At 57.1% G+C, this 22,036-nt stretch carries 21 protein-coding genes; 16 read left to right on the forward strand and 5 right to left on the reverse strand.

The window, feature by feature from the left end; all coding sequences use genetic code 11:
• From RTK01_RS01385 to gspM, 8 genes are all read left to right on the forward strand, one after another.
• A partial coding sequence (locus tag RTK01_RS01385) for an ATPase, T2SS/T4P/T4SS family (protein ID WP_312279251.1) occupies window positions 1-616 on the forward strand: 616 nt, incomplete at its 5' end.
• Window positions 613-1,659 carry a PilT/PilU family type 4a pilus ATPase gene (locus RTK01_RS01390; protein ID WP_312279252.1) on the forward strand — a complete coding sequence of 349 codons (1,047 nt, stop codon included), beginning with the start codon at window positions 613-615 and terminating at the stop codon, window positions 1,657-1,659. The genes RTK01_RS01385 and RTK01_RS01390, both read left to right, overlap by 4 nt.
• A gap of 28 nt (window positions 1,660-1,687) precedes the next feature.
• Complete coding sequence (locus tag RTK01_RS01395) at window positions 1,688-2,893, forward strand: type II secretion system F family protein (protein ID WP_312279253.1); 1,206 nt, start codon at window positions 1,688-1,690, stop codon at window positions 2,891-2,893.
• A gap of 95 nt (window positions 2,894-2,988) precedes the next feature.
• Complete coding sequence (locus tag RTK01_RS01400; RefSeq protein ID WP_312279254.1) at window positions 2,989-3,411, forward strand: type II secretion system protein; 423 nt, start codon at window positions 2,989-2,991, stop codon at window positions 3,409-3,411.
• 142 nt (window positions 3,412-3,553) lie between these two features.
• Window positions 3,554-4,363, forward strand: coding sequence for a prepilin peptidase (locus tag RTK01_RS01405; RefSeq protein ID WP_312279255.1), 810 nt, complete (start codon window positions 3,554-3,556; stop codon window positions 4,361-4,363).
• Between the two features lie 58 nt (window positions 4,364-4,421).
• Complete coding sequence (gene pilM, locus RTK01_RS01410; RefSeq protein ID WP_312279256.1) at window positions 4,422-5,432, forward strand: pilus assembly protein PilM; 1,011 nt, start codon at window positions 4,422-4,424, stop codon at window positions 5,430-5,432.
• Window positions 5,433-5,439: 7 nt separating this feature from the next.
• Window positions 5,440-6,030 (forward strand): hypothetical protein, encoded by a 591-nt coding sequence (locus RTK01_RS01415; protein ID WP_312279257.1) that lies wholly within the window; start codon window positions 5,440-5,442, stop codon window positions 6,028-6,030.
• Window positions 6,027-6,608 carry a type II secretion system protein GspM gene (gene gspM / locus RTK01_RS01420; protein ID WP_312279258.1) on the forward strand — a complete coding sequence of 194 codons (582 nt, stop codon included), beginning with the start codon at window positions 6,027-6,029 and terminating at the stop codon, window positions 6,606-6,608. Before RTK01_RS01415 ends, gspM begins: the two co-directional genes overlap by 4 nt.
• 161 nt (window positions 6,609-6,769) lie before the next feature.
• Here the strand turns inward: gspM and recG are convergent, their stop codons facing one another.
• The 3 genes from recG to thyA form a co-directional block, all read right to left on the reverse strand.
• Entirely contained in the window at window positions 6,770-8,839 is a 2,070-nt protein-coding gene (gene recG, locus RTK01_RS01425; RefSeq protein WP_312279259.1) for an ATP-dependent DNA helicase RecG, read from the reverse strand.
• A 233-nt stretch (window positions 8,840-9,072) separates the two neighbouring features.
• The gene (locus RTK01_RS01430) at window positions 9,073-9,567 is read right to left on the reverse strand and encodes a dihydrofolate reductase (RefSeq protein ID WP_312279260.1); all 495 of its coding nucleotides are present in this window, start codon (window positions 9,565-9,567) and stop codon (window positions 9,073-9,075) included.
• A gap of 17 nt (window positions 9,568-9,584) precedes the next feature.
• Window positions 9,585-10,415 carry a thymidylate synthase gene (thyA, locus tag RTK01_RS01435; protein ID WP_312279261.1) on the reverse strand — a complete coding sequence of 277 codons (831 nt, stop codon included), beginning with the start codon at window positions 10,413-10,415 and terminating at the stop codon, window positions 9,585-9,587.
• Between the two features lie 196 nt (window positions 10,416-10,611).
• On the opposite strand from thyA, the gene RTK01_RS01440 reads away from it, so the two are divergent.
• Window positions 10,612-11,469, forward strand: a complete 858-nt coding sequence (locus tag RTK01_RS01440; RefSeq protein ID WP_294856301.1) for an AraC family transcriptional regulator — start codon at window positions 10,612-10,614, stop codon at window positions 11,467-11,469.
• A gap of 208 nt (window positions 11,470-11,677) precedes the next feature.
• Here the strand turns inward: RTK01_RS01440 and RTK01_RS01445 are convergent, their stop codons facing one another.
• On the reverse strand, window positions 11,678-13,240 hold the full coding sequence (locus RTK01_RS01445) for a sodium-dependent transporter (protein ID WP_312279262.1): 1,563 nt from the start codon (window positions 13,238-13,240) through the stop codon (window positions 11,678-11,680).
• 202 nt (window positions 13,241-13,442) lie between these two features.
• On the opposite strand from RTK01_RS01445, the gene RTK01_RS01450 reads away from it, so the two are divergent.
• From RTK01_RS01450 to RTK01_RS01470, 5 genes are all read left to right on the forward strand, one after another.
• Window positions 13,443-14,846 carry a GNAT family N-acetyltransferase gene (locus RTK01_RS01450; protein WP_312279263.1) on the forward strand — a complete coding sequence of 468 codons (1,404 nt, stop codon included), beginning with the start codon at window positions 13,443-13,445 and terminating at the stop codon, window positions 14,844-14,846.
• Window positions 14,847-15,121: 275 nt separating this feature from the next.
• Window positions 15,122-16,540, forward strand: coding sequence for a spore germination protein (locus tag RTK01_RS01455; RefSeq protein ID WP_312279264.1), 1,419 nt, complete (start codon window positions 15,122-15,124; stop codon window positions 16,538-16,540).
• 130 nt (window positions 16,541-16,670) lie between these two features.
• On the forward strand, window positions 16,671-17,672 hold the full coding sequence (locus tag RTK01_RS01460; protein ID WP_312279265.1) for a hypothetical protein: 1,002 nt from the start codon (window positions 16,671-16,673) through the stop codon (window positions 17,670-17,672).
• A 17-nt stretch (window positions 17,673-17,689) separates the two neighbouring features.
• Complete coding sequence (locus RTK01_RS01465) at window positions 17,690-18,451, forward strand: acyl-[acyl-carrier-protein] thioesterase (protein ID WP_397352107.1); 762 nt, start codon at window positions 17,690-17,692, stop codon at window positions 18,449-18,451.
• Window positions 18,452-18,486: 35 nt separating this feature from the next.
• Entirely contained in the window at window positions 18,487-19,014 is a 528-nt protein-coding gene (locus RTK01_RS01470; RefSeq protein WP_312279267.1) for a DUF4352 domain-containing protein, read from the forward strand.
• Between the two features lie 59 nt (window positions 19,015-19,073).
• On the opposite strand, the gene RTK01_RS01475 is transcribed toward RTK01_RS01470, so the two are convergent.
• Entirely contained in the window at window positions 19,074-20,111 is a 1,038-nt protein-coding gene (locus RTK01_RS01475) for an alpha-hydroxy-acid oxidizing protein (RefSeq protein ID WP_312279268.1), read from the reverse strand.
• A gap of 170 nt (window positions 20,112-20,281) precedes the next feature.
• On the opposite strand from RTK01_RS01475, the gene RTK01_RS01480 reads away from it, so the two are divergent.
• On the forward strand, window positions 20,282-21,250 hold the full coding sequence (locus tag RTK01_RS01480) for a DUF4349 domain-containing protein (protein WP_312279269.1): 969 nt from the start codon (window positions 20,282-20,284) through the stop codon (window positions 21,248-21,250).
• 109 nt (window positions 21,251-21,359) lie between these two features.
• Complete coding sequence (locus tag RTK01_RS01485; protein ID WP_312279270.1) at window positions 21,360-21,989, forward strand: MBL fold metallo-hydrolase; 630 nt, start codon at window positions 21,360-21,362, stop codon at window positions 21,987-21,989.
• Window positions 21,990-22,036: the final 47 nt, after the last annotated feature.

The raw sequence follows: 22,036 nt of genomic DNA on the forward strand, positions 1-22,036 counted from the left end.
GGTACAGGTAAACCCCAAGGCCGGGCTGGATTTTGAAAGCGGCCTTCGGTCTATTTTGCGGCAGGATCCGGACATCATCATGGTGGGCGAGATACGCGATCAGGAGACGGTGGGCATCGCCATGCGGGCGGCCATCACCGGGCATCTGGTTTTGTCCACCATACATACCAACGACGCCCTGTCCACGATTGACCGTCTGAAGGATATCGGCGTAGAACCTTATTTAATTTCAGGCGCTGTGAACGGCATCATTTCCCAGCGTCTGGTGCGGCGCATCTGTCCCGACTGCCGGCAGGAGTATGACCCGAATCCGGAGGAATGGATGGACATTGGCATGAACGACAGCCCGGTACGCCGGGTGTACCGAGGTGCGGGCTGCTCTCGCTGCTTCGGCACCGGCTACAGAGGACGCATTGCCGTGTTTGAGATTTTAATGCTCAGCCATGCACTGCGTTTGGCAGTGAATCGAAACGCATCGCGGGAAGAATTGGAACAGATCATCCGCCGGGAGGGACGCTTTGTCTCGCTGGCGGAGAATGTCCAGCGTTTAGTACTGGAAGGAACCACCACTGTTGAGGAGGCGCGGAGAATTACCGTTTCCGCAGAGAACCTATGACCATTGAAGAGTTGATTGCGCAGGCATCCGCGGATCATGCCTCCGACATACATCTGATTTGCGGGCTGCCGCCGAAATATCGGGTGGGAGGCGCGCTTCGCTCCATGCGGGACGAGCCCCTGACGGAGGAGGACTGCGACGAGCTGGTCCGTCGGCTGGCAGGGGAGAGGTATTTTCAGTTTTTGGAGACAGGCGAGCTGGATGCCGCCGCCACCGTAAACGGTGTGCGAATCCGCGTTAACCTGTTTCGCCAGCAAGAACGCAGCTCCGCAGCGGTGCGGTTGCTGGCCGACCGGATTCCCGAGCTGGAAGGCCTTGGACTCCCGCCCAAAGTGGAGGAGCTGACAGAGCTTTCCCGGGGAATTGTTCTTGTTACTGGGGAGACAGGCAGTGGCAAATCCACAACGCTGGCCGCTATGCTCAGCCGCATAAACCGCAGCCGTGCGGCTCACATTTTAACGCTGGAGGACCCTATCGAGTACATTTACATGCCTGACCGCTGTATTTTCAATCAGCGGGAGGTGGGCCGGGATACGGCCAGCTATGCATCTGGTCTGCGGGCAGCGCTTCGGGAGGATCCGGACATTTTGCTGATTGGCGAAATGCGGGACCTGCCCACGATAGAAACCGCGCTGACTGCCGCCGAGACGGGGCATCTGGTTCTTTCCACGCTGCACACCGGCGGCGCGGCAGACGCGGTGGACCGCATTGTGGGCTCTTTTCAGGAGGCCCGCCAGCGGCAGATCAGAATGCAGCTTTCCATGACGCTCAGAGCGGTGCTGTCTCAGCAGCTACTTCCCGACCGCAGCGGCGGGCGAGTGTGCGCCTGCGAGCTGATGGTGGTGAATGGAGCAATCCGCAATCTGATTCGGGAGGGAAAGACCCCTCAGATAGAAAACGCCATTGCCACCTCTGCGGCAGAGGGCGGCATCACGATGGACAACGCCATTTTGCGGCTGTACCGGTCGGGAAAAATCTCCGCCGAAATTGCGCAGCAGGCCGCCCGCGACCCGGAGTACATTAAAAAAAGCCTGATGCGCTGAACTGATTGGGAAAGCAAGGTGAATCCTGTTGCAGACATTTAAATACAAGGCAATTTCCAAGGACGGGGCGGAGGTTTCCGGGGTGTTGGAGGCGTTTGACGAGTTTGCGGCGGTAGCCCGGATTAAGGAAAGCTGTTCCGTTGTCACCAAAATTACGCAGGTGCGGGAAAAATCCCGGATGCAGCAGGATGTGACGCTGAACAATATCGACGAAAAGGCGCTTGCAGTGATGTGCGCACAGTTTTCCATCATTTTGGGTGCGGGACTTCCTGTGGTCCGGGCAGTGGAGCTGATTGCGCAGCAAACTGCGGACCGGACACTGCGGAAAATTTTAGGCGAGACGGCGGAAGATGTGGCGGCGGGGTTTGGCTTGGCCCGAAGCTTGCAGAACAAGGGGAAGAATCTTCCCATTACGTTTATCGAAACCATTCGTTCCGGCGAGGAATCCGGCACGCTGGACGTGGCTTTCGGACGTCTGCGCGACTATTACGACAGGTCGTCCAAGCTCAGGGGAAAAGTGAAGGCCACCATGATATATCCCATGTTTACCCTGTGCGTGGCCGTGGCGGTGGTGATCATCATCATGGTGGTGGCCGTGCCGGCGTTTATCTCCAGCTTTTCATCCATGGGCGTGGAGCTGCCGGGCGTCACCCGGGCGCTGATCGCCGTGAGCGGATTTTTTTCAAAATTCTGGGCGCTGCTGGTCATGCTGATTGCCGGGAGCATCCTGTTATATAAGCTGTACGGGCGGACAGAGCGGGGCCGAATTTCCCAGTCCCGGTTCCGGCTGAAGATTCCTCTTCTTGGGAGGATTGTCCTTTTACGGACGGCATCCCAGTTTGCCCGCACCATGTCCACGCTGCTGACGGCGGGGCTTCCCCTGCTGCGGGCGGTAACGGTGACGGCGAAGGTGCTGGAGGACGAGTGGATCGGCTCCGAGCTTTCCAAGCAGGTTCCGAAGCTGGAGGAGGGAAGGACGCTGAACAGCTGCCTGCGCGCCTTGGGGATTTTCCCGGACCTGCTGGTGGAGATGACCGGCGTGGGCGAGGAAACCGGCGAGCTGGAGGGCACGCTGGATACGGTGGCCGCCTATTACGACAACGAGGTGGAACTGACCTCCAGGAAGGCCCTGAGCCTGCTGGAGCCGGTGGTCATCTGCTGTCTGGCCGGCATTGTGGGGTTTATTCTGCTGTCCGTTTATCTGCCCATGTTCAGCCTTTACGGCTCAATTTAGAAAATCCGGTATTCCGCCGGGACGCAACCCGCCCGGCTGATACATATTATAAATTTTCAACAACCCAAAGAAGATAAAACGAGGAGGAACATTTCATGTTACAGACAACCGTGCAATCCCTGAAAGCAAAAAAGAATTCCAAAAAGGGCTTTACCCTGATGGAGATGCTGATTGTTGTGGCGATTATCGGCGTTTTGGTGGCCATCTCCATTCCCGTGTTTACATCTAAGCTGGACGACGCAAAAAAGGCGGCTGACGAAGCCAATATGCGCACGGCCAAGGCCGTGTATGCCGTGTATATGCTGAGTGCCAGCGATGACGCCAGCGGTCTTCCGGCTACGGGTACTACTGGAGTTTATTATTTCAACGCTTCCACTGGAAAGTTCCAGATAAAAGGTACCGATGATAATAAAGCGTATAAAGCGCAGAGCACGGATTCTGCGACAAGCAGAACCAAAGATACTTCCTATATTAAGGTAGACATCAGTGTTACCACTGGGCCTCAGTGGGGAGTTTAACTCCGTCCAGAGCTTTCATAGTTCCGGCGTTCTTCCTGCCGCCGTTGGGTTGCGGTGGTCTGGGGGAAGCATCTGCCCGCGGCCTGTCCCAAATTTGGGACAGGCCCTTCGGGCCTTTCATTCTCATTGGGAGGATTCGAGTATGCTCCATCTTTCCGCCGCCCTGACGGCGTACATTTTAATAATTACCGCCCTTCTTGGGTTGATTCTGGGCAGCTTTGCCGCCTGTATGGCCGACCGGGTGGCGGCGGGGCAAAGCTTTCTTCACGGCCGCAGCCATTGCGACCGCTGCGGTCATGTGCTCACGCCCCGGGATTTGATCCCGGTGGTTTCGTGGCTGGCGCTGAGAGGAAGGTGCCGCTGGTGCGGCGCGAACATTCCGGCCCGCTGCCCTGCGGCGGAGCTGCTGTGCGCCGCCGCGTTCGTGGGGATTGTCCTGCGGTACGACGTGACGCTTCAAACGCTCCAGTATTGGATTCTCACCGTTCTGCTGCTGGCGACGGCGCTGGTGGATTACGACACTGCCGTGATTCCCAACGGATTTTTGTTGGCGATGGCGGCAGACTGGCTGATTTTTCTGCCGCTTCTTCACCGCGGCGCGGTGGGGGCCGCAGCTTTGCGGGGCCTTGCCGGTGCGCTGGCCGCCTCCGTTCCGCTTTTGGTTTTGGTGCTGGTGATGGACCGGGTTTTAAAGCGGGAGAGCATGGGTGGTGGAGACCTTAAATTCTTTTTTGCTGCCGGGCTGTTTTTTTCGTGGCAGTCGGTGCTGTTTTTGCTGATTGCCTCCTGCCTGCTGGGAATTTTATTTGCGCTGGCATCGAGCCGGACGGCGGGGGACCCGGAAAATCCCAAGGCATTTCCCTTTGGTCCCGCGATTGCGGCGGGAGTCTATCTTTCGCTGCTGGCCGCGGAGCCCGCCATGGCGGCCTATCTGCGCCTTTTTTTACTTTGAGAGTTCCCGCCGCGTTTTGCGGCGGCTGCCATAAAACCTGACTGACAGGGAGGATTTTATGTCCAATACCTATCTGGGACTTGACATCGGAACTAACGCAATGAAGCTGGCGGTGATAAAGGGCGGGCGTGTGCAGAAGCTCTGCGCATCGCTGCTGCCGGAAAATCTGGTGCGGGACGGACGCGTTACGTCTCCCGATGCACTGGCGGAGGAATTGCGGGGACTGCTGAGAGCCCAGCGCATTTCCGAACGGAAATGCGTGCTGGCGCTGTCACCCGAAGCGGCGTTTGTCCGCAGGATTACCGTGCCGTGGATGACCACAGAGCAGTTGAAGGTCAACCTGCCTTATGAATTTCACGATTATATTCAAAAGGACAAGGAATTGTATTTTTACGACTATGCCGTGGCAGGCGTCAATCGGAACGATGCCGGAAATCCAGAGACGATGGACCTGTTGGCGGCGGCGGCGCCCAAGGAGCTGATTGCCATGGGAAGATCGGCACTGCGCAGGGCGGGGATGAAGCTTTCGGCGGCGGTGCCGGAGTATCTGACTTACCGCAATCTGATTACCGCCTACGAACGCGCCCACCCGGACAGCCATCCCCGGGAGTATTGTCTGGTGGACATGGGACACAGCGCCATCCGCGTTCATATGTACCGGGACGGCGTGTATGAAACCTCCCGCGTGCTTGAGTATGGCGGTGTTTCCATCGGTGCGCTGATTGCGGACAGCGTTTCTGTGGATTTTCACATAGCGGCGGATTACATGGTGTCCAATTACAAAAATGTACAGGAGCTTTCCGTGTGCCGTGAGCTGTACAGAAAAATTGCGGTGGAAATTTTGCGGGCAGTGAATTTCTACGGGTTTAATAGCCCCGATTCAGATCTGCGGGACATTTATTTTGGCGGCGGGCTGGTGAAGATTCAGGCGCTGATGGATGCTGTCCGGGACGCGATTCCCCTGAATCTGCATTTTATGGAGGAACTGCTTCCCTCCGTGGAGAATACCGATTTGGCGGGGCAGTGTCCCGCCGCCATCGGCGCGGCGCTGGAAATGGCCGGGAGGTAGAGGAAAGATGACAAAGAAAGAGCGGCAGTATCCATTCAAAACCTCCATCAATTTGGCGCAGAGGGAGCGTCATCCCGGCAATCTGGCCGCAACCGTGACCACCGCCGTTATTCTGACGGTGGCGATTGCGGCGTTCTCCAAATTTGGGGTAATTGACCGGCTTCAGGCCGTTGGCGCAATTCGCGCGCAGGCTGCCCAGCAGGAGGCGTTGGTGGAGCAGGTCAGAGGACAGACTGCGGCGTACGACCTGATTCTGGAGCGGTATCAGAGCGAGTCTTTGCGCAGGAATACCGCTGTCGGAGGAGCGGACCCCATAAAGTGTCTGGAGCTTGTGGAAAAAAACCTGTTGAACCGGGCACGGGTCGCGTCCTTCACCGTCGACATGGACACGGTCACGGTAAAAATCTCCGACGTGACGCTCAACGACATTTCCGATATTTATCAGAATTTGACGAAGGATGCGGCGGTGTCTGGCGTACAGGTGTTCAATGCCTCCACCGACAATGAAAACAGCGCAAAGGTTACCGCCGCCATGACGATCTCGATGACTGTGGAAAAGCCGGCCCAGACTGTCGCGGAGAAGGGGGCGGCTTCATGATGCGAAGAGAGTTTACCCAAAGGGAAAAGGTGCTGCTGCTGGTGTTGGTGGTGGTGCTGCTGCTTTCTGGCTATGTGAAGCTGTTTCTGGATCCCCTGAACGCACAGATGTCTGATGCGCAAAACCAGTTGGCGCAGGCGCAGGATTTACTGACTGTGGAGCAGACAAAGCTGGCCCGGATGCAGAAAATGGAGACAGAGCTGGAGGACGGTGACATATCGGGAGAGGTTGAAATTCCGGATTATGACAACATTAACAACGTGATGATTCAACTGGACACCATTCTCACGGCGGCATCCGATTATCAGATGACGTTTGCGGAGCTTCAGTTCGGGAACGAGTTGGTGTCCCGACCTATACAAATGACGTTTACGGCCGGCAGCTATTCCGGGGCTAGGGCTATTTTGACTGCGCTGTATCAATGTAAATACTGCTGCGCTTTGAGCGGAATCTCCGTGGTCTCCTCTGATCAGAACGGTTCCGGGGATGTGAAGGATCAGGAGGTAACCGTGAAGCTGACCGCGACATTTTATGAGAGTAACCACAGTACCGGCGCATCGGATACTGCGGGAAACTGAGAAGTTGCTTTTGCACCGGACAAGTCCGTCAGGTCCAAAGCGGGTAAAATTGAACCGGGAACGCTCACCTCTCAATGAATGGTGAGCGTTTCCGGTTTTTTAACATAAGGAAAAGAGCGGACAAATCTTGCCCTGCGCGTTCGGGAGTATGACAAGCCGCCTCAGTTCAGCGAGTCCGCGCTCTGGTGAAACAGCTCTGAAACCCGGGCCGCCACGGCGGGGCAAGAAACAAGGTCCCCATCCTGCGCCAGCAGCGCGTCCGCGGCGGTCTGGGCCTCCTTCAAAAGCGCCGCGTCGCAGCCAAGGTCCGCCACCCGCAGACCCGGCAGGCCGTGCTGCCGCAGACCGAAAAAGTCGCCGGGTCCCCGCAGGCGCAAATCCTCCTCCGCGATTTTAAAGCCGTCCGCCGTCTGGGTCATAACGCGCAGGCGCTGGCGGGTATCCTCGTTTTTACTGTCGGAGATCAGAATGCAATAGGATTTGTGGACGCCCCGGCCCACCCGGCCCCGAAGCTGATGGAGCTGGCTCAAGCCGAACCGCTCCGCGTTTTCCACCACCATTACCGTGGCATTGGGCACGTCCACCCCTACCTCAATCACCGTGGTGGACACCAGAATGTCTGTTTCCCCGGCGGCAAAGGCAGACATGACGGCCTCTTTCTCCTTTGCTTTCAGCTTTCCATGGACAAAAGCCACCCGCAAATCGGGGAAGACCTCCGTCCGAAGGGCTTCGGCATACTGCATCACGGCCTTGCGCCCGTCGTCCCCGTCCTCGCTCTCCGTAATTTCGGGGCAGACCACATAGCACTGCCGTCCCTCCTCGACCTGCCTGCGCAGAAAGGCATACAGTCGGGGGCGGTATCCGCCGGAGACGGCGGAGGTGCCGATGTGCTGCCGTCCGGGGGGCAGCTCGTCGATGACGGAGACATCCAGATCACCATAAAGAATCAGGGCCAGCGTCCGGGGAATGGGGGTGGCGGACATGACCAGCATATGGGGACTGTCTCCCTTGGAGGCCAGCGCTGCCCGCTGGCCCACGCCAAAGCGGTGCTGCTCGTCCGTCACCACCAGTCCAAGACGCTGGTACTCCACGCCGCCGGAAATCAGCGCATGGGTCCCGATGATGAAATCAATTTTTCCCTCCACCAGTTGGGCGGAGAGGGTGCGTTTGGTTTTTGGAGTCATGGACCCGGTCAGCAGGGCGCAGCGCACACCCAGCCGCTCCAGCAGCGGGGAAAGACCGTCGTAATGCTGGCGGGCCAGAATTTCCGTGGGAGCCATCAGCGCGGCCTGACGGCTGTTTTTCACGCAGAAATATACGCTGGCGGCGGCCACCATGGTTTTTCCGGAGCCTACGTCTCCCTGACACAGCCGGTTCATGGGACGGCCCGAGCGCATATCCCCAAGGGCTTCCTCCACGCAGCGCTTTTGGGCGGCGGTGAGGGTGAAGGGGAGCGCGGCGTAAAAAGGAGCCATATCAACACGTTCAAACGGCGTGGTGCGCACCTCATCCCGCCGGGAGCGGAGGCGGCGCAGACCGATGGTGAACAAAAAAAGCTCTTCAAACGCCAGCCGCCGCCGGGAGAGATCCAGCGCTTCGGAAGAGGCGGGAAAGTGAATGTTTTCATAGGCAAAGCCTGCATGGCAAAGCTGATACGCCTGACGCACACCCTCCGGCAGTACGTCCGGAAGAATGTCTCCGCAGGCGTCCAGTCCCTGACGGATGGAGCGGGAGAGAATCAGGCGGCTTACCCCGGCGGTGAGGGGGTAAACAGGGACGATGCGGCCCGTCTGTTCCCGTCGGTCTGCCGGTTCTACCACAGGGTTTGCCATCTGGCGGCGGAAAAGGTTCCCCTCCGTCTTTCCGTAAAAGACATAGGTTTCCCCGGCCTTCAGGCTGTTTTTCAGCCAAGCCTGATTGAAAAAAGTCACATCCAGCGCGCCAGAGTCGTCCACGGCCCGAAGCTTCACCAGCTCCAGCCCCTTGCGAACGCGGGAGAGGGTAGGTGGAGAGGTTACCATCGCCTCCACGCAGGCAAGCTCTCCGGGCTGGAGGTCCGAAATCCGCTTTATGAGCGTCCGGTCCTCATAGGCCCGGGGAAAATAGGAAATCAAATCCCGCAAAGTGCAAATATTAAGCTTGCCGAGGGACTTGGCCCGTTGGGCGCCGATCCCCTTGATGAACTGCACGCTTGTATTTAAATCCGCCGTGGGGACCGCCTCCTCTCGCATTGCTTGTTTTATTATAGCCGCCCCCCGCCCGGTTGGCAAGGCGGTTTTCCGGGAAAAGGGAGACGGGGAAAGAGGGTACAAAAAATCTGCTGGAAAATGGACACGAAAACATTGGTATCGGAAAATTTGGCAAGGGGGAAGCGTACAACGAAAAAGGCGGACCTCCAAAGAGGTCCGCCTTGTGTACAACCAATATCCGTCGGAGCGCTTTATTGCAGGCTCCCCCAAGAGGCTTACAGATTCAAATTGAGATACTCCACGTACCGATAGGTAAGGCCGTCTTCCTCAATCGGCTCCGACTGTGAGGCGACTTTCCACGCGGACAGCTTATCCAGATTGGGGAAGAAGGTATCCGTTCCGGGAATCACGGCTTCCACCCGGGTCAGGTAAACCATTTTGCAGCGGGAGAGCATGGCTGCATAGATACTGCCGCCCCCCATGACCCACACGTCGTCCGCGTTCACGTCCACCAGATTCAGCGCCGCTTCCACGCTGTGGGCGATTTCTGCTCCCTCCCGGGTAAACTCCTTGTCGTGCGTGATGACAATATTGCGCCGGTTGGGCAGGGGATTTCCGCCGGGCAGAGTTTCCAGTGTTCTGCGGCCCATAATGACGGTTCCTCTGGAGGTGAGTGCGCGGAAGCGCTTCATATCCTCCTTGAGATAAAACAGCAACTGATTGTCTTTGCCGATTCCCCAATCCTGTGCTACGGATAAAATCGCGTTCATAAAAAAAGCCTCCCTCTTTATATGGCAATGGGAATTTTTGCCTCCAGCGGAGCGGGGGTATAGCCCTCCAGATGGAAGCTGTCCCTTGTGAACCGGTAAAAATCCGTCACCGACGGGTCCGCGGAAAACCGCGGGGCGGCGGCGGGGGTCTGCGCGAGAATCGCTTCCACAATGGGAACATGCCGGTCGTAGATATGCGCGTCGGCAATGACGTGGATCAGCTCTCCGACCCGCAGGCCCGAAACCTGAGCCAGCATATGCGTCAGCACGGCGTACTGCACCACGTTCCAGTTGTTGGCGGCCAACATATCCTGACTGCGCTGATTCAAAATGGCGTTCAGGGTATTTCCCGAGACGTTAAAGGTCATGGAGTAGGCGCAGGGATAGAGGTGCATCTCGTGGAGATCCTGAAAATTATAGATGTTGGTGAGAATCCGGCGGCTGGCGGGGTTGTGCTTCAGATCGTACAGCACCCGGTCCACCTGATCGAACGCACCCTCGGGATATTGGTGCTTCACGCCAAGCTGATAACCGTATGCCTTGCCGATGGAGCCGGTTTCATCGGCCCACTGGTCCCAGATTTTGGCGTTTAAATCGTGAATGTTGTTGGACTTTTTCTGCCAAATCCAAAAAAGCTCGTCAATTGCGGTTTTCCAATAGGTGCGCCGCAGAGTCAGAATCGGGAACTCGGCGGCAAGGTCATACCGGTTCACAATTCCAAATTTCTTGACGGTGTGGGCGGGGGCTCCGTCCTCCCAGCGGGGTCGGACCTCCCTGTCCCTGTCCCACACGCCGGTATTCAGGATATCCCGGCAGTTTTGAATAAACAGCTCGTCCGCGCGGCTCATGATGAATCCCCCCATTTTTTGTTTTAACTAATACAGTATAGCAGAATAAGCCGACGGTTTCAACGGGGATTGACTGGGAATCGCGAAAAAAGTTCCGCATAAAATTGCAGCCTTTTGGTAAAATGACGGTTGTATCTGTGCAAAAAGTGCTGTAAAATAAAAAGGACAGTCCATAAAATCGGAGGGGGTGCGGGAGATGTCGGAGGGACTGGAGGGCGACAAGCGGGGCTATCTGCTGGAGGATTTTCGCCTGTTTCGCCTGAAGGATACCAGCACGAAGACGCTGGAGTATCACTATCACGAATTTGACAAGCTCATTCTGCTTTTGGGCGGCAGAGTGACCTATATGGTGGAGGGCGTGACCTACTTCCTCCAGCCGTGGGATTTGCTGCTGGTGCCCCGTAATCAGATTCACCGTGCGCTGATTGACACGGGAGAGCCTTATGAGCGGATGGTGCTGTGGCTGGGGCGGGAGTGGATGGACAAACGGAGCGACCCGGAAGAGCCATTGTCTGCCTGCTTTGATCTGGCCTGCCGCCGGGGGTTTCACCTCCTGCGGACGGACGGAGAGCGCCGCCCCTTTTATCTGCGCCGGTTTCAGGAGCTGGAGGAAGCGCTTCGGTCCCGGGAGTACGGCTGCGGACGGATGGCCGACGCCTGCTGCCAGCAGCTTTTGATTGACGTGAATCGGGACAGTCTGCGGGACAAAACGGCAGAGCGGGAGAAGGACGCCTATCGTTCCGACCCGAAAATCGAAGAGATTTTGCACTATATCACCGGGAATTTGGATGGGCCCCTGACGGTGGAGGTTCTGGCGGAGCGATTTTTTCTCAGCCGGTATTACCTGATGCACCGCTTTAAGGAGGTCACAGGCTATACTGTGCACCAGTATATCAGCCAGAAGCGCCTGCTGCTGGCGGGGGAACTGCTGCGGGAGGGAACGCCTGTGATGCGGGCGGCGGCTCTTGCGGGGTTTGGAGACTATTCCGCGTTTTTGCGGGCTTTTCGTGCCACGTTTCACGCAAGTCCTCGGGATTTTCAGCCGCGCCGGTAAAAACCGCCGCAAAATGACCGCAGGGTGGGCAAGCGCTGCTGAAAAGGCAGCGTAGATACTGGGCAAAAAAGCGAGAAAATTTTCAGAGTGTTGTAAATGCCATTTGAACAGTTTAGAAAAGCTTGATATTCTAATAAAGTTATGATGCGCACAAACCCCGGGAAGCGCAGTATAGCGCTCCCCGGGGTGAGGAAAGGAAAAATGAGCCTTATTTGTGTGCTGCTTTGCGCATCGGAGAGGTAACGGCCACGGCCACGCCGATTACGTAGACAACAATGCCGATGATATAGCCGGCAATCCGGGCGTCCTTGCCGAAGAAGTCGGAAATCTGGCCGGAGAGAATCAGAACCATACCCAGAGGCGCGATGACCTTCATGCACACGGAGAAGAAACCGTCCATTCCGCTGCCGGCACCGGAGTGAATCTCGTCCAGCATGGACTTGGGACGAATTTCCCAACCGATCATAATACTCATCAGCATGGCGCCCAGCGGCATGGCAAGACCCTCGGAGAGCATATCCATGAAGTCCAGCCAGCAGTCGTTCCAGCCAGCGTATTTGGTCACGCCGTCTATGACGACAGCCGTGGTTTCCTTGAAGGGGACGGGAACGCCATTGGAGCCCAAGCCGTCCACCGCCACCAAGGTGGCTTCCACCAGAATGGCGAGACAGACCAGAAAAACAATTTTAGGACGGCTGGCTTTTCTGCCTTTCTGGGCGGCACGGTCCAGGAAGAACGTGCTGATGACCTCAATCAGGGAGATGGCGGAAGTGATGGCTGCAATCAGCACCAACAGATAGAAAATGACTCCGAACAGGGAGCCCACGCCGCCCATGCTGTTAAACACGTTTTGCAGCGTGACGAACAGAAGGCTGGGGCCGCCAAGGGCGATTTCGCCCACGGGGATGCCCTGCTGAATGCCATAGGCCACGGCGGCGGGGATGACGGCGACGCCTGCCATGATGGCGATGGTGGTGTCGGAAATGACAATGATGGCGGAGTTTCGCACCAGATTTTCCTTTTTGCCGAGGTAGGAGCCATAAGTAACCATGGCGCCCATGGCCAGAGACAGGGAGAAGAACATCTGCCCACCCGCAGTGGCCAAGACGGTACTGATACCGGGCGCGACTTCGATGAAGCCGCCCGCCACCGCGTAGCCCGGGACGAACATGAATTTCAGCCCCTCAATGGAGCCGGGCATGGACAGGCTTTTGATGATGATGATGACCAGCATCACAAACAGAGAGGGCATACCGACGTTGTTGAATTTCTCAATGCCGCCGGAAATGCCGCCGCGGTTGATGAGATAACAGATAATCAAAAACAGGATGGTGTAAACAACGGAACCCAAGGGATTTGTCAGCATGGCGTGGAACAGGTCGCCGCCGGAAATCGCCGGGTTCTGGAAGGCAAGATTGCTCAGATTCAGGGACATGTACTCAATGCAGTAGCCGCCCAGCACGGAATAAAAGCTCATAATAATGAACGGAGAAAAGACTGCCAGCCAGCCGATCCACTTGAATCGCTTGGATACCGCGTGATAGGCCCCGATTGGTCCGGTCCCGGTTTTGCGGCCCAGTGCCAGCTCCCCCATCATGATGGTGAAGCCCACGAAAGCCGCCAGCAGCAGATAGACGATCAGGAAGGTAAAGCCTCCTGACTTGCCCATCTTGTATGGAAAGCCCCAAATGTTGCCAAGGCCGACGGCCGAGCCTATTGCCGCCAGCAGGAAGCCAATGTTGCTTCCCCAACTGCCCCTCTCATTTTCCACAAATAACCCCTCTTTCTTAAATGGATTCGTGGTAAGAATATACTATTAACAAAGTGTGAAGTCAAGAGAAATAAGTGAAAAGTGTACAAAAGTTTTTTGAATATGTGTGACAAAATTAACAAAAAGAACAATACTGGCAGACAAACAGGGTTTGCGGGGCGGATGTCCGCCGACGGAGAACCCGGGAAAGGATCGAGGAAGTATGCTTGAATTTACGCCGATAGCCGCCGAGCATGGAGCATTGCTGCGCGGATATTACGAAACATGCAATTATGGGCTTTGCGAATACTCCGCGGGAACAAAGCTGATGTGGGGGGAGAGGCTGCACCCCGCCTTTGCGGAGGCTGCGGGATGTCTGATCGTCCGCAACGAGCTGGAGGGGGAATTTTTGTTTGACTATCCCGTTCCCGGCCCAGAGGGGGACGAGGACGCGGCCCTTTCCGCCATTGAGGACTGGTGCATGGAAAAAGGGGTTCCCCCAGTGATTTCCGTGGTTCCGGCAGTAAAGGCACCCCATCTTTTGCAGCGCTATCCCTATGTGGGGGTGCGCAACGTGCGCACTTGGCAGGATTATCTGTACAAAGCGGAGGATTTGCAAAACTTTGCTGGACGGCGGTATTCCGGGCAGCGCAACCACATCAAAAAGTTTTATGCCGCCTGCCCCGACGCGGAGTTTAAGCCCCTGACCGCGGAGGATATGCCGCTTGTAAACCGGTTTTGGGAGGATTACGGGCAGGAGTTTGCCAAGGCGGACGACCCCAGGGCGGCGACGGAATTAGAACTGGCAAAGCGTACGGTGGGGCAGTTGGATAAGCCGTGGTTCTTCTGCGGGGGAATGATGAGCGGGGAAAAGCTTCTCTCTCTGGCACTGGCGGAGCGGTGCGGCGACACCCTGATTATCCACATTGAAAAGGCATTGTATTCCTACACGGGAGTCTATCCCGCCATGGTGCAGGCCTTTGCCCGGCACTTTGCCGGGGACGCCGTCTGGCTCAATAGGGAGGACGACGCCGCCGATAGGGGGCTGCGGACCTCGAAGCTGCAATACGGGCCGGACCATTTGGCGCCCAAGTATCATTTTGCCCCCCAAAACGAGCTGCTGTGCCATGTAAAGACTCTGCCGGTGCTGACCACAGAACGGCTGACACTTTCCGAGCTGACGGAGGAGGACATTCCCGCCTACAACGCGCTGGTGCTGGACGGAGAGCGGAACCAGTGGTGGGGCTATGACGACGTGGCGGGCCTTGGCGGCCCGGTGGAGGAGCGTAGCTTTTACGAGGTGGCAAAAAGGGATCACCGCAACTGCGCGGCAGTAAATTTTGCCATCCGGCTGGAGGGAAAGCTTATCGGTGAGGCGGTGCTTTACCACTTTGACTACCGGGGCGACGCGGAGCTTGGCTGCCGCATTGCCGAAGAGTACGGCGGCCACGGCTACGGGACGGAGGCGTTTAGCGCCGTTGCCGAGTGGGGGCTGTACGGCGTTCATCTGACGCGAGTTGTGGCCAAGTGCTTTAAGGAGAACGAGGCGTCCCGAAAGATGCTTGCCTCCTGTATGCGGCCCGCAGGCGAAGATGAGACATATTATTATTTCGAGAAAAAGGTATGAGCTTTTAAAAGTTCCTGCGGCTGAATCTTTAAAGGGATTAAAAATCCCGCTGGCGGGATTTTTTTGACGAATTAGTTTGTCGCCTCCGGGCAATGTAAAGAAAGAGGCTGAGGAATCGCATTCCTCAGCCTCTTAACTTTTTTTTCTGTTGGGTACATATTCATAAAGCGAGGCGCAGAAGGTAAGAGACAAAGACCCTGCGTTTTGAATTTGCCCGAATTTTACATAACTTCTCTTCCCAAAATCCATACTAGACCCCAAAAGGGAGGTGCGGTATGGAACAGCTTTCAACCCGTTATGACGACAACGTCCGCCGCTTGGACGAGCTGCTTGGTGCGGGGCGCAACTGCGACATGGTGGCGCGGGATTTTGTCATCGGAGGGCGCAAAGCCCGCATCTGGGTGATTGACGGCTACGGACAGGACACGATTTTAGAGCGGATGGGGGCCTTCTGGCTGTCGCTGCGCCCCGAGCAGGTGGGAACGCTTCGGAAGATGCAGGAATTTGCAGACCGGTTCATCACTTTCTCAGAGACAAACGTAACGGAGGATTTGGAGGACATCTGCACCTCCGTTCTGCTGGGGAAAACTCTGTTTCTGATGGAGGGGCTTACCGGCGGCGCGCTGATGGACGCGAAGGGCTATCCCTCCCGGGGCGTGGATGAGCCTGCGGACGGAAAGGTATTGCGGGGCGCTCACGACGGCTTTGTGGAAGCCGTGGTACCCAATATGGCGCTGCTGCGCCGCCGAATTCGGGACCCCCAGCTAACCATGGAGAGCCACAAGGTTGGAGGGCGGAGCCGGACGGACGTGGTGCTGTGCTACATGGAGGACCGGGTGGACCGAAAGGTGCTGGAGCAGGTTCGGGAAAAGCTGGCCGGGGTGGACGTTCACTCCCTCTCCATGGGACAGGAAAGTCTGGCGGAGGCCATTCGTCCCAAGCAGTGGTACAACCCGTTTCCCAAAATAAGGTATACTGAGCGACCCGACACGGCGGCGGCCACGGTGATGGAGGGAAGCGTGGTGGTGCTGGTGGACAACACCCCGGCGGCCATGCTGCTGCCCACCACCATTTTTGGCTTTACGCAGGAGGCCAACGATTTCTATTTTCCACCTCTGGTGGGAACCTATCTGCGGCTGCTTAGAATGTCGGTGATGCTGCTGAGCCTGTTCATCACGCCCGCATGGTATCTGCTGGTCAGCCAGCCCAATCGCCTGCCGGATTGGCTGATATTCCTTGCAAAGCCGGATCCCTGCGCCCTGCCGCTGCTGGCGCAGCTTTTGGTGGTGGAATTTCTGATTGACCTTTTAAAGCTGGCCTGTCTGAACACACCCAGCGCCCTGTCGAACTCCTTCTCTATGCTGGGCGCGTTGATTTTCGGAGATTTCGCGGTGCAGGCCGGGTGGCTTACCCCGGAGGTGCTGGTGTATATGGCGGTGGTGTCCATCTCCGGGTTTTCCCAGCCCAGCTTTGAACTGGGCTACGCGGTGAAGCTACTGCGGATGCTGTTGTTAATTCTCTCCGCTATCTTTGACATGTGGGGGCTGGTGGGCGGAATCCTGCTGATTCTCTGGCTGGTGGCCAGCAACAAGACGGTGGTGGGACCGGGCTATCTGTATCCGCTGATTCCCTTCAACGGCAAGGCGTTGAAGCGGCTGATCATCCGCGAGCCTATCGGACGGGACAATACGTGAAAAACGGCGGCTTTGGCGTCCTGCGGGGATACAAAGCCGCCTAACTCTTGCAAAAAAAAGAAATTTGTGGTATTCTGATCACCTAAGCCCAAAGCCGTATCGGGCTTTGGGAATGCAGAGAGGGGGAGTTATGAATCAAAAAAAAGAACGGCGGCGGGCGGAGCGCCGAAATTTCAGAATGGCTCTGAACAAGGAACTGCGGGAGCACAAAAGTTCCTTCCTCGTGTTTTATTTTCTGCGTGCGCTGGTGATTCTGGCTTTGGCCCGCCAGCTCTGGCTGGGGAGCTATGAAAGCGCCTTTTTCTGTGTGCTGACGCTGCTGCTGCTCTATTTGCCGAGCTGGGTGCAGGTGCGGCTGCGGATTGAGCTTCCTCCGCCGCTGGAAATCACGGTGCTGTGCTTCATTTTCGCGGCGGAGATTTTGGGTGAGGTCAACGCGTTTTACATTGTGATTCCCTTCTGGGACACTATTTTGCACACGCTTAACGGTTTTCTTGCCGCGGCGGTGGGCTTTTCCATGGTGGTGCTGCTGAACGACAACCCCCGCCTCACCTTTGACCTCTCGCCGGCATTTATGGCGCTGATGGCGTTTTGCTTTTCCATGACCATCGGCGTACTGTGGGAGTTTTTCGAGTTTGGCTGCGACTATTTTCTGGGAACGGACATGCAGAAGGATACGATTATCCACGCAATTAAAACGGTGGCGCTGGACGCAAGCCGCAGCAACAGAGTGGTGGTGCTTCCGGATATCACCGAGGTGACGGTGAATGGAGAAGACCTGGGCCTTGGCGGGTATCTGGACATTGGACTGATCGACACCATGAAGGATTTGATTGTGAATTTTATCGGCGCGACGGTATTTTCCATTACCGGCTTCTTCTATGTGAAAAGTCAGGGCAAAAGACGGACGGCTGCACAGAGCTTTGTTCCCAGTCCGAAGGAGGCCCACCGGGATTATCTGGCCCAGGCGCGGGAGCGGTCCGCCGCTGAGGCGGCGGCTTCTTTGCCGGAGGAAAGCGGCGGCATGGTGCGGCGGGAAGTCTTGGAGAAACGTACCTGTATAGAGGAAAAACAATCTTCGGAAGAAACGGAACATCCCGAGGACGAAGCGCCCGCTGCGGGCGGACGGTAAAAAGGAGCGAGATGGACTTGAAAGCATTTCGGCAATGGCTGACGGAGGATTGCTACGCCCGGGAGGTGGAGCTGTCCTTTGCCGACTGCGACAGAGACAAATATGTGCGCCCGGCAAAGCTCTTGAGCCTTGTGGCGGGGGCGACGGGCTTTGACTATGACGCCAGAGGGCTGCCCCATCAAAAGCTTTACGAGTTGGGGCAGGTGTTTTTACTGTCCCGGGTGGCGCTGCGGATTCATCGGCGGCCCGTCAACCGGGAGATGCTCACCATCTCCACATGGGAGGACGGCATCCGGGGAGCCCATCTGCGCCGGGTCTACGAGCTGACGGACGAGAGCGGCGCCGTCGCTGTGAGCGCCCGCAGCGAGTGGATTCTCATTGACCCGGCGGAGCGAAAAATCCTCCGGCCCTCCGATTTCAAGGCAAAGTCTGTGCATGTTTGTCCAAAGGCAATCAACAGCCCTGAATGCCGCAAAATCTTCTTGTCAAAGGCTGGGGTGGAGGAGCTGGGGCCGCGCCCCGTCCGCTGGTCCGATCTGGACGGCAACGGTCATGTGTTCAGCGGAAATTACGGAGACATCGTGTGGGATGCGTTGCCGGATGATTTGCAGTCTGCCCCCCTGCGGGAGCTATACGTGAATTATAGCAAGGAGGCCGTGATGGGAGAGACAATTGCACTATTCGGTTTTCGAGAGGAAAACGCCTATACCGTGGAAGGTCGGCTGGGAGAGACGCTGTGCTTCTCTTGCCGATGCGAGTTTGGCGCGGCTGGGCGATGAGATATAGAGAAAAAAGAGAAGAAGAGGTATTGAAAATGAAACTGAGGAACAAAAAATGGATTTCGGTGGCGGCATTGGCCATGATGTTGATGCTGACCGCCTGCGGCGGAAGCAGCAGCGAAGAGTATGAAGAGGGCCGTATTGGAGATGTGATGCACAGTGAGTTTTTTGACTTCACGGTCAACAGCGTCTACATTTGTGATACATACGAGGAGTATACCCCTGACGCGGACCATAAGCTGCTGGTGTCTGAACTGACAATCAAGAACACGTTCAACGAGACCATCCCCATGTTTGACACCGATTTTCAGGCCCAGTGGGCTGACAAGGACGATCAGGATAACGCGTTTGCAAACCCCGTTGAAACCATGGTGAGCGAGGAGCAGATGGAATCCGAGTATGATCTGGCAGTGGATGAAGAGCGGACTGGCCTTTTGATTTTTGAGGTTCCGACGGATTTTGACGATTTTTCCATTGTCTATCTGGAGGAATTTGACACCGGCGAAACCGGGAATCTGTATGAGGTATTCTTTACCGCAAAAGAAGCCGGAGTGTCCGTGTAAAACAGATATCTGGAATAAAAGGCGGCCCCGGATGAGTCCGGGGCCGCCTTATTGCAAAATCAGAGCCGCTCCAAATCACGGGGAGTCATCACCATGTCCCGCCGGATGTCGGCAAGGCTGTGGGCGCCGCACATGGCCATGGAGTCCGCCAGCTCGGCTTTCAGCTTCTCCACGTAGATGGAAACGCCCTCGGTCCCGCCGCCGTACACCATGGTGACGAAGGGGCGGCCGATGAGCACCGCGTCCGCGCCCAGAGCCAGCGCCTTAAATACGTCCATCCCGGTGCGGATGCCGCCATCCACAAAGACGGTCAGCTTGCCGCCCACCGCGTCGGCAATGGCGGGGAGAACCTCTGCCGTGGCAGGGCAGTTGTCCAGCACACGGCCGCCGTGGTTGGACACCACGATGCCGGCGGCCCCGGCCTTCAGGGCCTTTTTCGCGCCCTCCACGGTCATGATGCCCTTGAGAATAAAGGGCTTTTTGGCAAGCGCCGCGATTTCCCGCAGCTCTTCCACAGTTTTGCTTCCGGCAGGGGGCTGCATGTTTTTCAGGAAGGGCAGGCCCGCCGCGTCAATGTCCATGGCCACGGCAAAGGGGTTGCCCGTGTTCACCATCTCCATTTTCTCCCGAATCAGCTCCAGATTCCAGGGCTTGACGGTGGGGACGCCATGTCCTCCGCTGGCGGCGATGGCCTTTGCCGCCCCCTCCACCACAGCGGGGTTGGTGCCGTCGCCGGTGAAGGCGGCGATACCCGCCGACGCGCAGGCGGAGATAAGAAGGTCGTTGTAGGCCAGGTCGTCATACTGATCGCCATAATGCAGGGTCATTGCCCCGATGGGCGCGGCGAACACCGGCAGGTCAAAGGTCTGGCCGAAGATCTTGAACGTGGTATCCGCGGGCCTGTTTTCACAGATGGTGTCCATATTGACGCACAGCTCCTGCCACTTCTGATAGTTGCGGATGAAGCCGGTGCCGATGCCCTTGGCTCCGGGGCCGGGGACGGTGTTTTTGCAGACCGCGCCGTTGCAGACCGGACAGGCCTTGCAATGGGGACCGACGCGGGTGCGGGCGTTTTCCAATATTTCCTGATATGTCATAGAGCGATTCCTCCCATGCTGCGCGGTGTTTGCGCGCGTACTGCCGCCATTTTAACGCCGTCTTAAAAAAAACGCAACAAATTGTGTAACTTTTTCCATGCACCTGCGTCTAAAGAGGCAAACGCACATCAGTCGGAAGCGGATGGGCGAACGACAAGGAGGATAAAACGATGAAAAGAAAGCTTGCGATGCTTTTGGCGGCCTTGTGCCTGACGGTGCTGGCGGCGGGCTGCGGCGCGTCGTCCAGCGGCGCGGCATCCTTTGGAGGGAAAACGGACAGCATGGCCGCTCCCTCTGCGATGACAGAGGAGGCTGGCGGCGATTCCGGGGCGGCGATGGACATGAACGGCTTTGCGGCCTATGAGGAAAGCGGAAAAGCGAAAAGCCAGCTCAGGGCGGAGAAGGACAGCAGCGACGGGAGCAAGTTAATTTACACCGCCGATCTGAATCTTGAAACTACCACCTTTGATGAGACGGTCAAGAATCTGTCGGCTTTGGTGGAGGAACTTGGCGGCTGGACCCAGAACAGCAGTGTGAGCTACGGTGGCTCCGGCTACCGGTACGGCAGCTATGCCGTCCGGGTTCCCAAAGAAAAATTCAGCATGTTCCTCACCCGTGCGGGGGAGCTGGCGCATGTGACCTACACCAGCTCCAACGTGGAGGATGTGAGCGAAATGTACTATGACACCGCAGGGCGTCTGGAGACCCAGAAAACGAAGCTCGCGCGGTTGCAGGACCTTCTTGCCAAGGCAGAGAACATGGAGGACATCATCACCATTGAGAGCGCCATTTCCGAGGCGGAAAGCCAGATTGAATCACTGGCCGGGGAGATGAAGCACTATGACTCTCAGGTGGACTACTCCACGGTGCAGTTCTCTTTGAACGAGGTATATCAGCTCTCCAACGTGGAGCAGCCTGCCACCGGTTTTTTCAGCCGCCTTATCGGGGCGCTGTCCTCGGGAGCGCGGGGCTTTGCGGACTTCGTGCAAAACTTCCTGCTGATGCTGGCCTATGCCTGGGTGTGGGTGGCGCTGGTGGCCCTTGTGCTGGTTGGAACAGTTTTGGTGTGCCGCAAGCGGAAGACGCATTCAAAGGCGGAGGCTCCCGCGCCGGAAACACAGGATGACAAACCGGAATAAATCCTGTATAATGTCCTAAAAGCGGATATTTACATCAGTTTCCCGCATCTGACCGGCGGCGCGGCGTGTCTGCGGGGACAGGTCCGCAAACGAAACAGGAGGGATTTTTATGACCGCCACATGGCTGGGCCACGCCTGCTTCCTTTTGGAGCAGGACGGCTATCGTATCGTCGTCGATCCCTATACCGGCGTTCCCGGTTATCCGGCACTGGAACTGGAGGCCCATGGAGTTTATTGCAGTCACGGACATTTTGACCACAGCTACACCGACGGGGTAACGCTGCTGCCGGAGCGGGAGAGTCCCTTTTCCGTGGAGGAGGTCCCCTCATTCCACGATGGGGAGGAGGGGGCCCTCCGGGGAGAAAACACCATTCGCGTCTTTTCGGCAGGGGACGTTCGGGTCTGCCATCTGGGAGATTTGGGGCATCAGCTCTCGGAAAAGCAGGCGGAGGCCATCGGCAGGTGCGACGTTTTGCTGGTTCCCGTGGGCGGGACCTTCACAGTGGACGCAGCCGGGGCTAAAGCCGTGTGCGATACCCTGCGGCCCCGGATAGTGGTCCCCATGCATTACCGCCACGCGCCCTTCGGGCTTGAAAAGGTTTCCGGCGTGGAGGGCTTTTTGACGCTGTGGCCTCAAGAGGCCGTGCAGCGTCTTTCGGGAAGCTCCTTTACGTACCTTGCCAAGGAGGGCGGGGAAACAGCCGCGCCCGTGGTTCTGGTTCCAAAATATCCCGCCTGAGCGTATAGTTTTGCCGCCTTTGCGTACACTGTTTCCAAATGCGGATT

The sequence above is a fragment of the Oscillibacter sp. genome, from assembly GCF_031978065.1.
Taxonomy (GTDB): domain Bacteria; phylum Bacillota; class Clostridia; order Oscillospirales; family Oscillospiraceae; genus Oscillibacter.

What these genes read in the sequence shown, in the direction of transcription:
- RTK01_RS01415 (WP_312279257.1), top strand. Translation starts at nt 5,440, where the DNA reads ATGACAAAGAAAGAGCGGCAGTATCCATTCAAAACCTCCATCAATTTG.
- RTK01_RS01430 (WP_312279260.1), bottom strand. Translation starts at nt 9,567, where the DNA reads ATGAACGCGATTTTATCCGTAGCACAGGATTGGGGAATCGGCAAAGAC.
- RTK01_RS01390 (WP_312279252.1), top strand. Translation starts at nt 613, where the DNA reads ATGACCATTGAAGAGTTGATTGCGCAGGCATCCGCGGATCATGCCTCC.
- thyA (WP_312279261.1), bottom strand. Translation starts at nt 10,415, where the DNA reads ATGAGCCGCGCGGACGAGCTGTTTATTCAAAACTGCCGGGATATCCTG.
- RTK01_RS01455 (WP_312279264.1), top strand. Translation starts at nt 15,122, where the DNA reads ATGGAACAGCTTTCAACCCGTTATGACGACAACGTCCGCCGCTTGGAC.
- recG (WP_312279259.1), bottom strand. Translation starts at nt 8,839, where the DNA reads ATGCGAGAGGAGGCGGTCCCCACGGCGGATTTAAATACAAGCGTGCAG.
- RTK01_RS01400 (WP_312279254.1), top strand. Translation starts at nt 2,989, where the DNA reads ATGTTACAGACAACCGTGCAATCCCTGAAAGCAAAAAAGAATTCCAAA.
- RTK01_RS01485 (WP_312279270.1), top strand. Translation starts at nt 21,360, where the DNA reads ATGACCGCCACATGGCTGGGCCACGCCTGCTTCCTTTTGGAGCAGGAC.
- RTK01_RS01405 (WP_312279255.1), top strand. Translation starts at nt 3,554, where the DNA reads ATGCTCCATCTTTCCGCCGCCCTGACGGCGTACATTTTAATAATTACC.
- RTK01_RS01460 (WP_312279265.1), top strand. Translation starts at nt 16,671, where the DNA reads ATGAATCAAAAAAAAGAACGGCGGCGGGCGGAGCGCCGAAATTTCAGA.
- RTK01_RS01470 (WP_312279267.1), top strand. Translation starts at nt 18,487, where the DNA reads ATGAAACTGAGGAACAAAAAATGGATTTCGGTGGCGGCATTGGCCATG.
- pilM (WP_312279256.1), top strand. Translation starts at nt 4,422, where the DNA reads ATGTCCAATACCTATCTGGGACTTGACATCGGAACTAACGCAATGAAG.
- RTK01_RS01475 (WP_312279268.1), bottom strand. Translation starts at nt 20,111, where the DNA reads ATGACATATCAGGAAATATTGGAAAACGCCCGCACCCGCGTCGGTCCC.
- RTK01_RS01450 (WP_312279263.1), top strand. Translation starts at nt 13,443, where the DNA reads ATGCTTGAATTTACGCCGATAGCCGCCGAGCATGGAGCATTGCTGCGC.
- RTK01_RS01440 (WP_294856301.1), top strand. Translation starts at nt 10,612, where the DNA reads ATGTCGGAGGGACTGGAGGGCGACAAGCGGGGCTATCTGCTGGAGGAT.
- gspM (WP_312279258.1), top strand. Translation starts at nt 6,027, where the DNA reads ATGATGCGAAGAGAGTTTACCCAAAGGGAAAAGGTGCTGCTGCTGGTG.
- RTK01_RS01480 (WP_312279269.1), top strand. Translation starts at nt 20,282, where the DNA reads ATGAAAAGAAAGCTTGCGATGCTTTTGGCGGCCTTGTGCCTGACGGTG.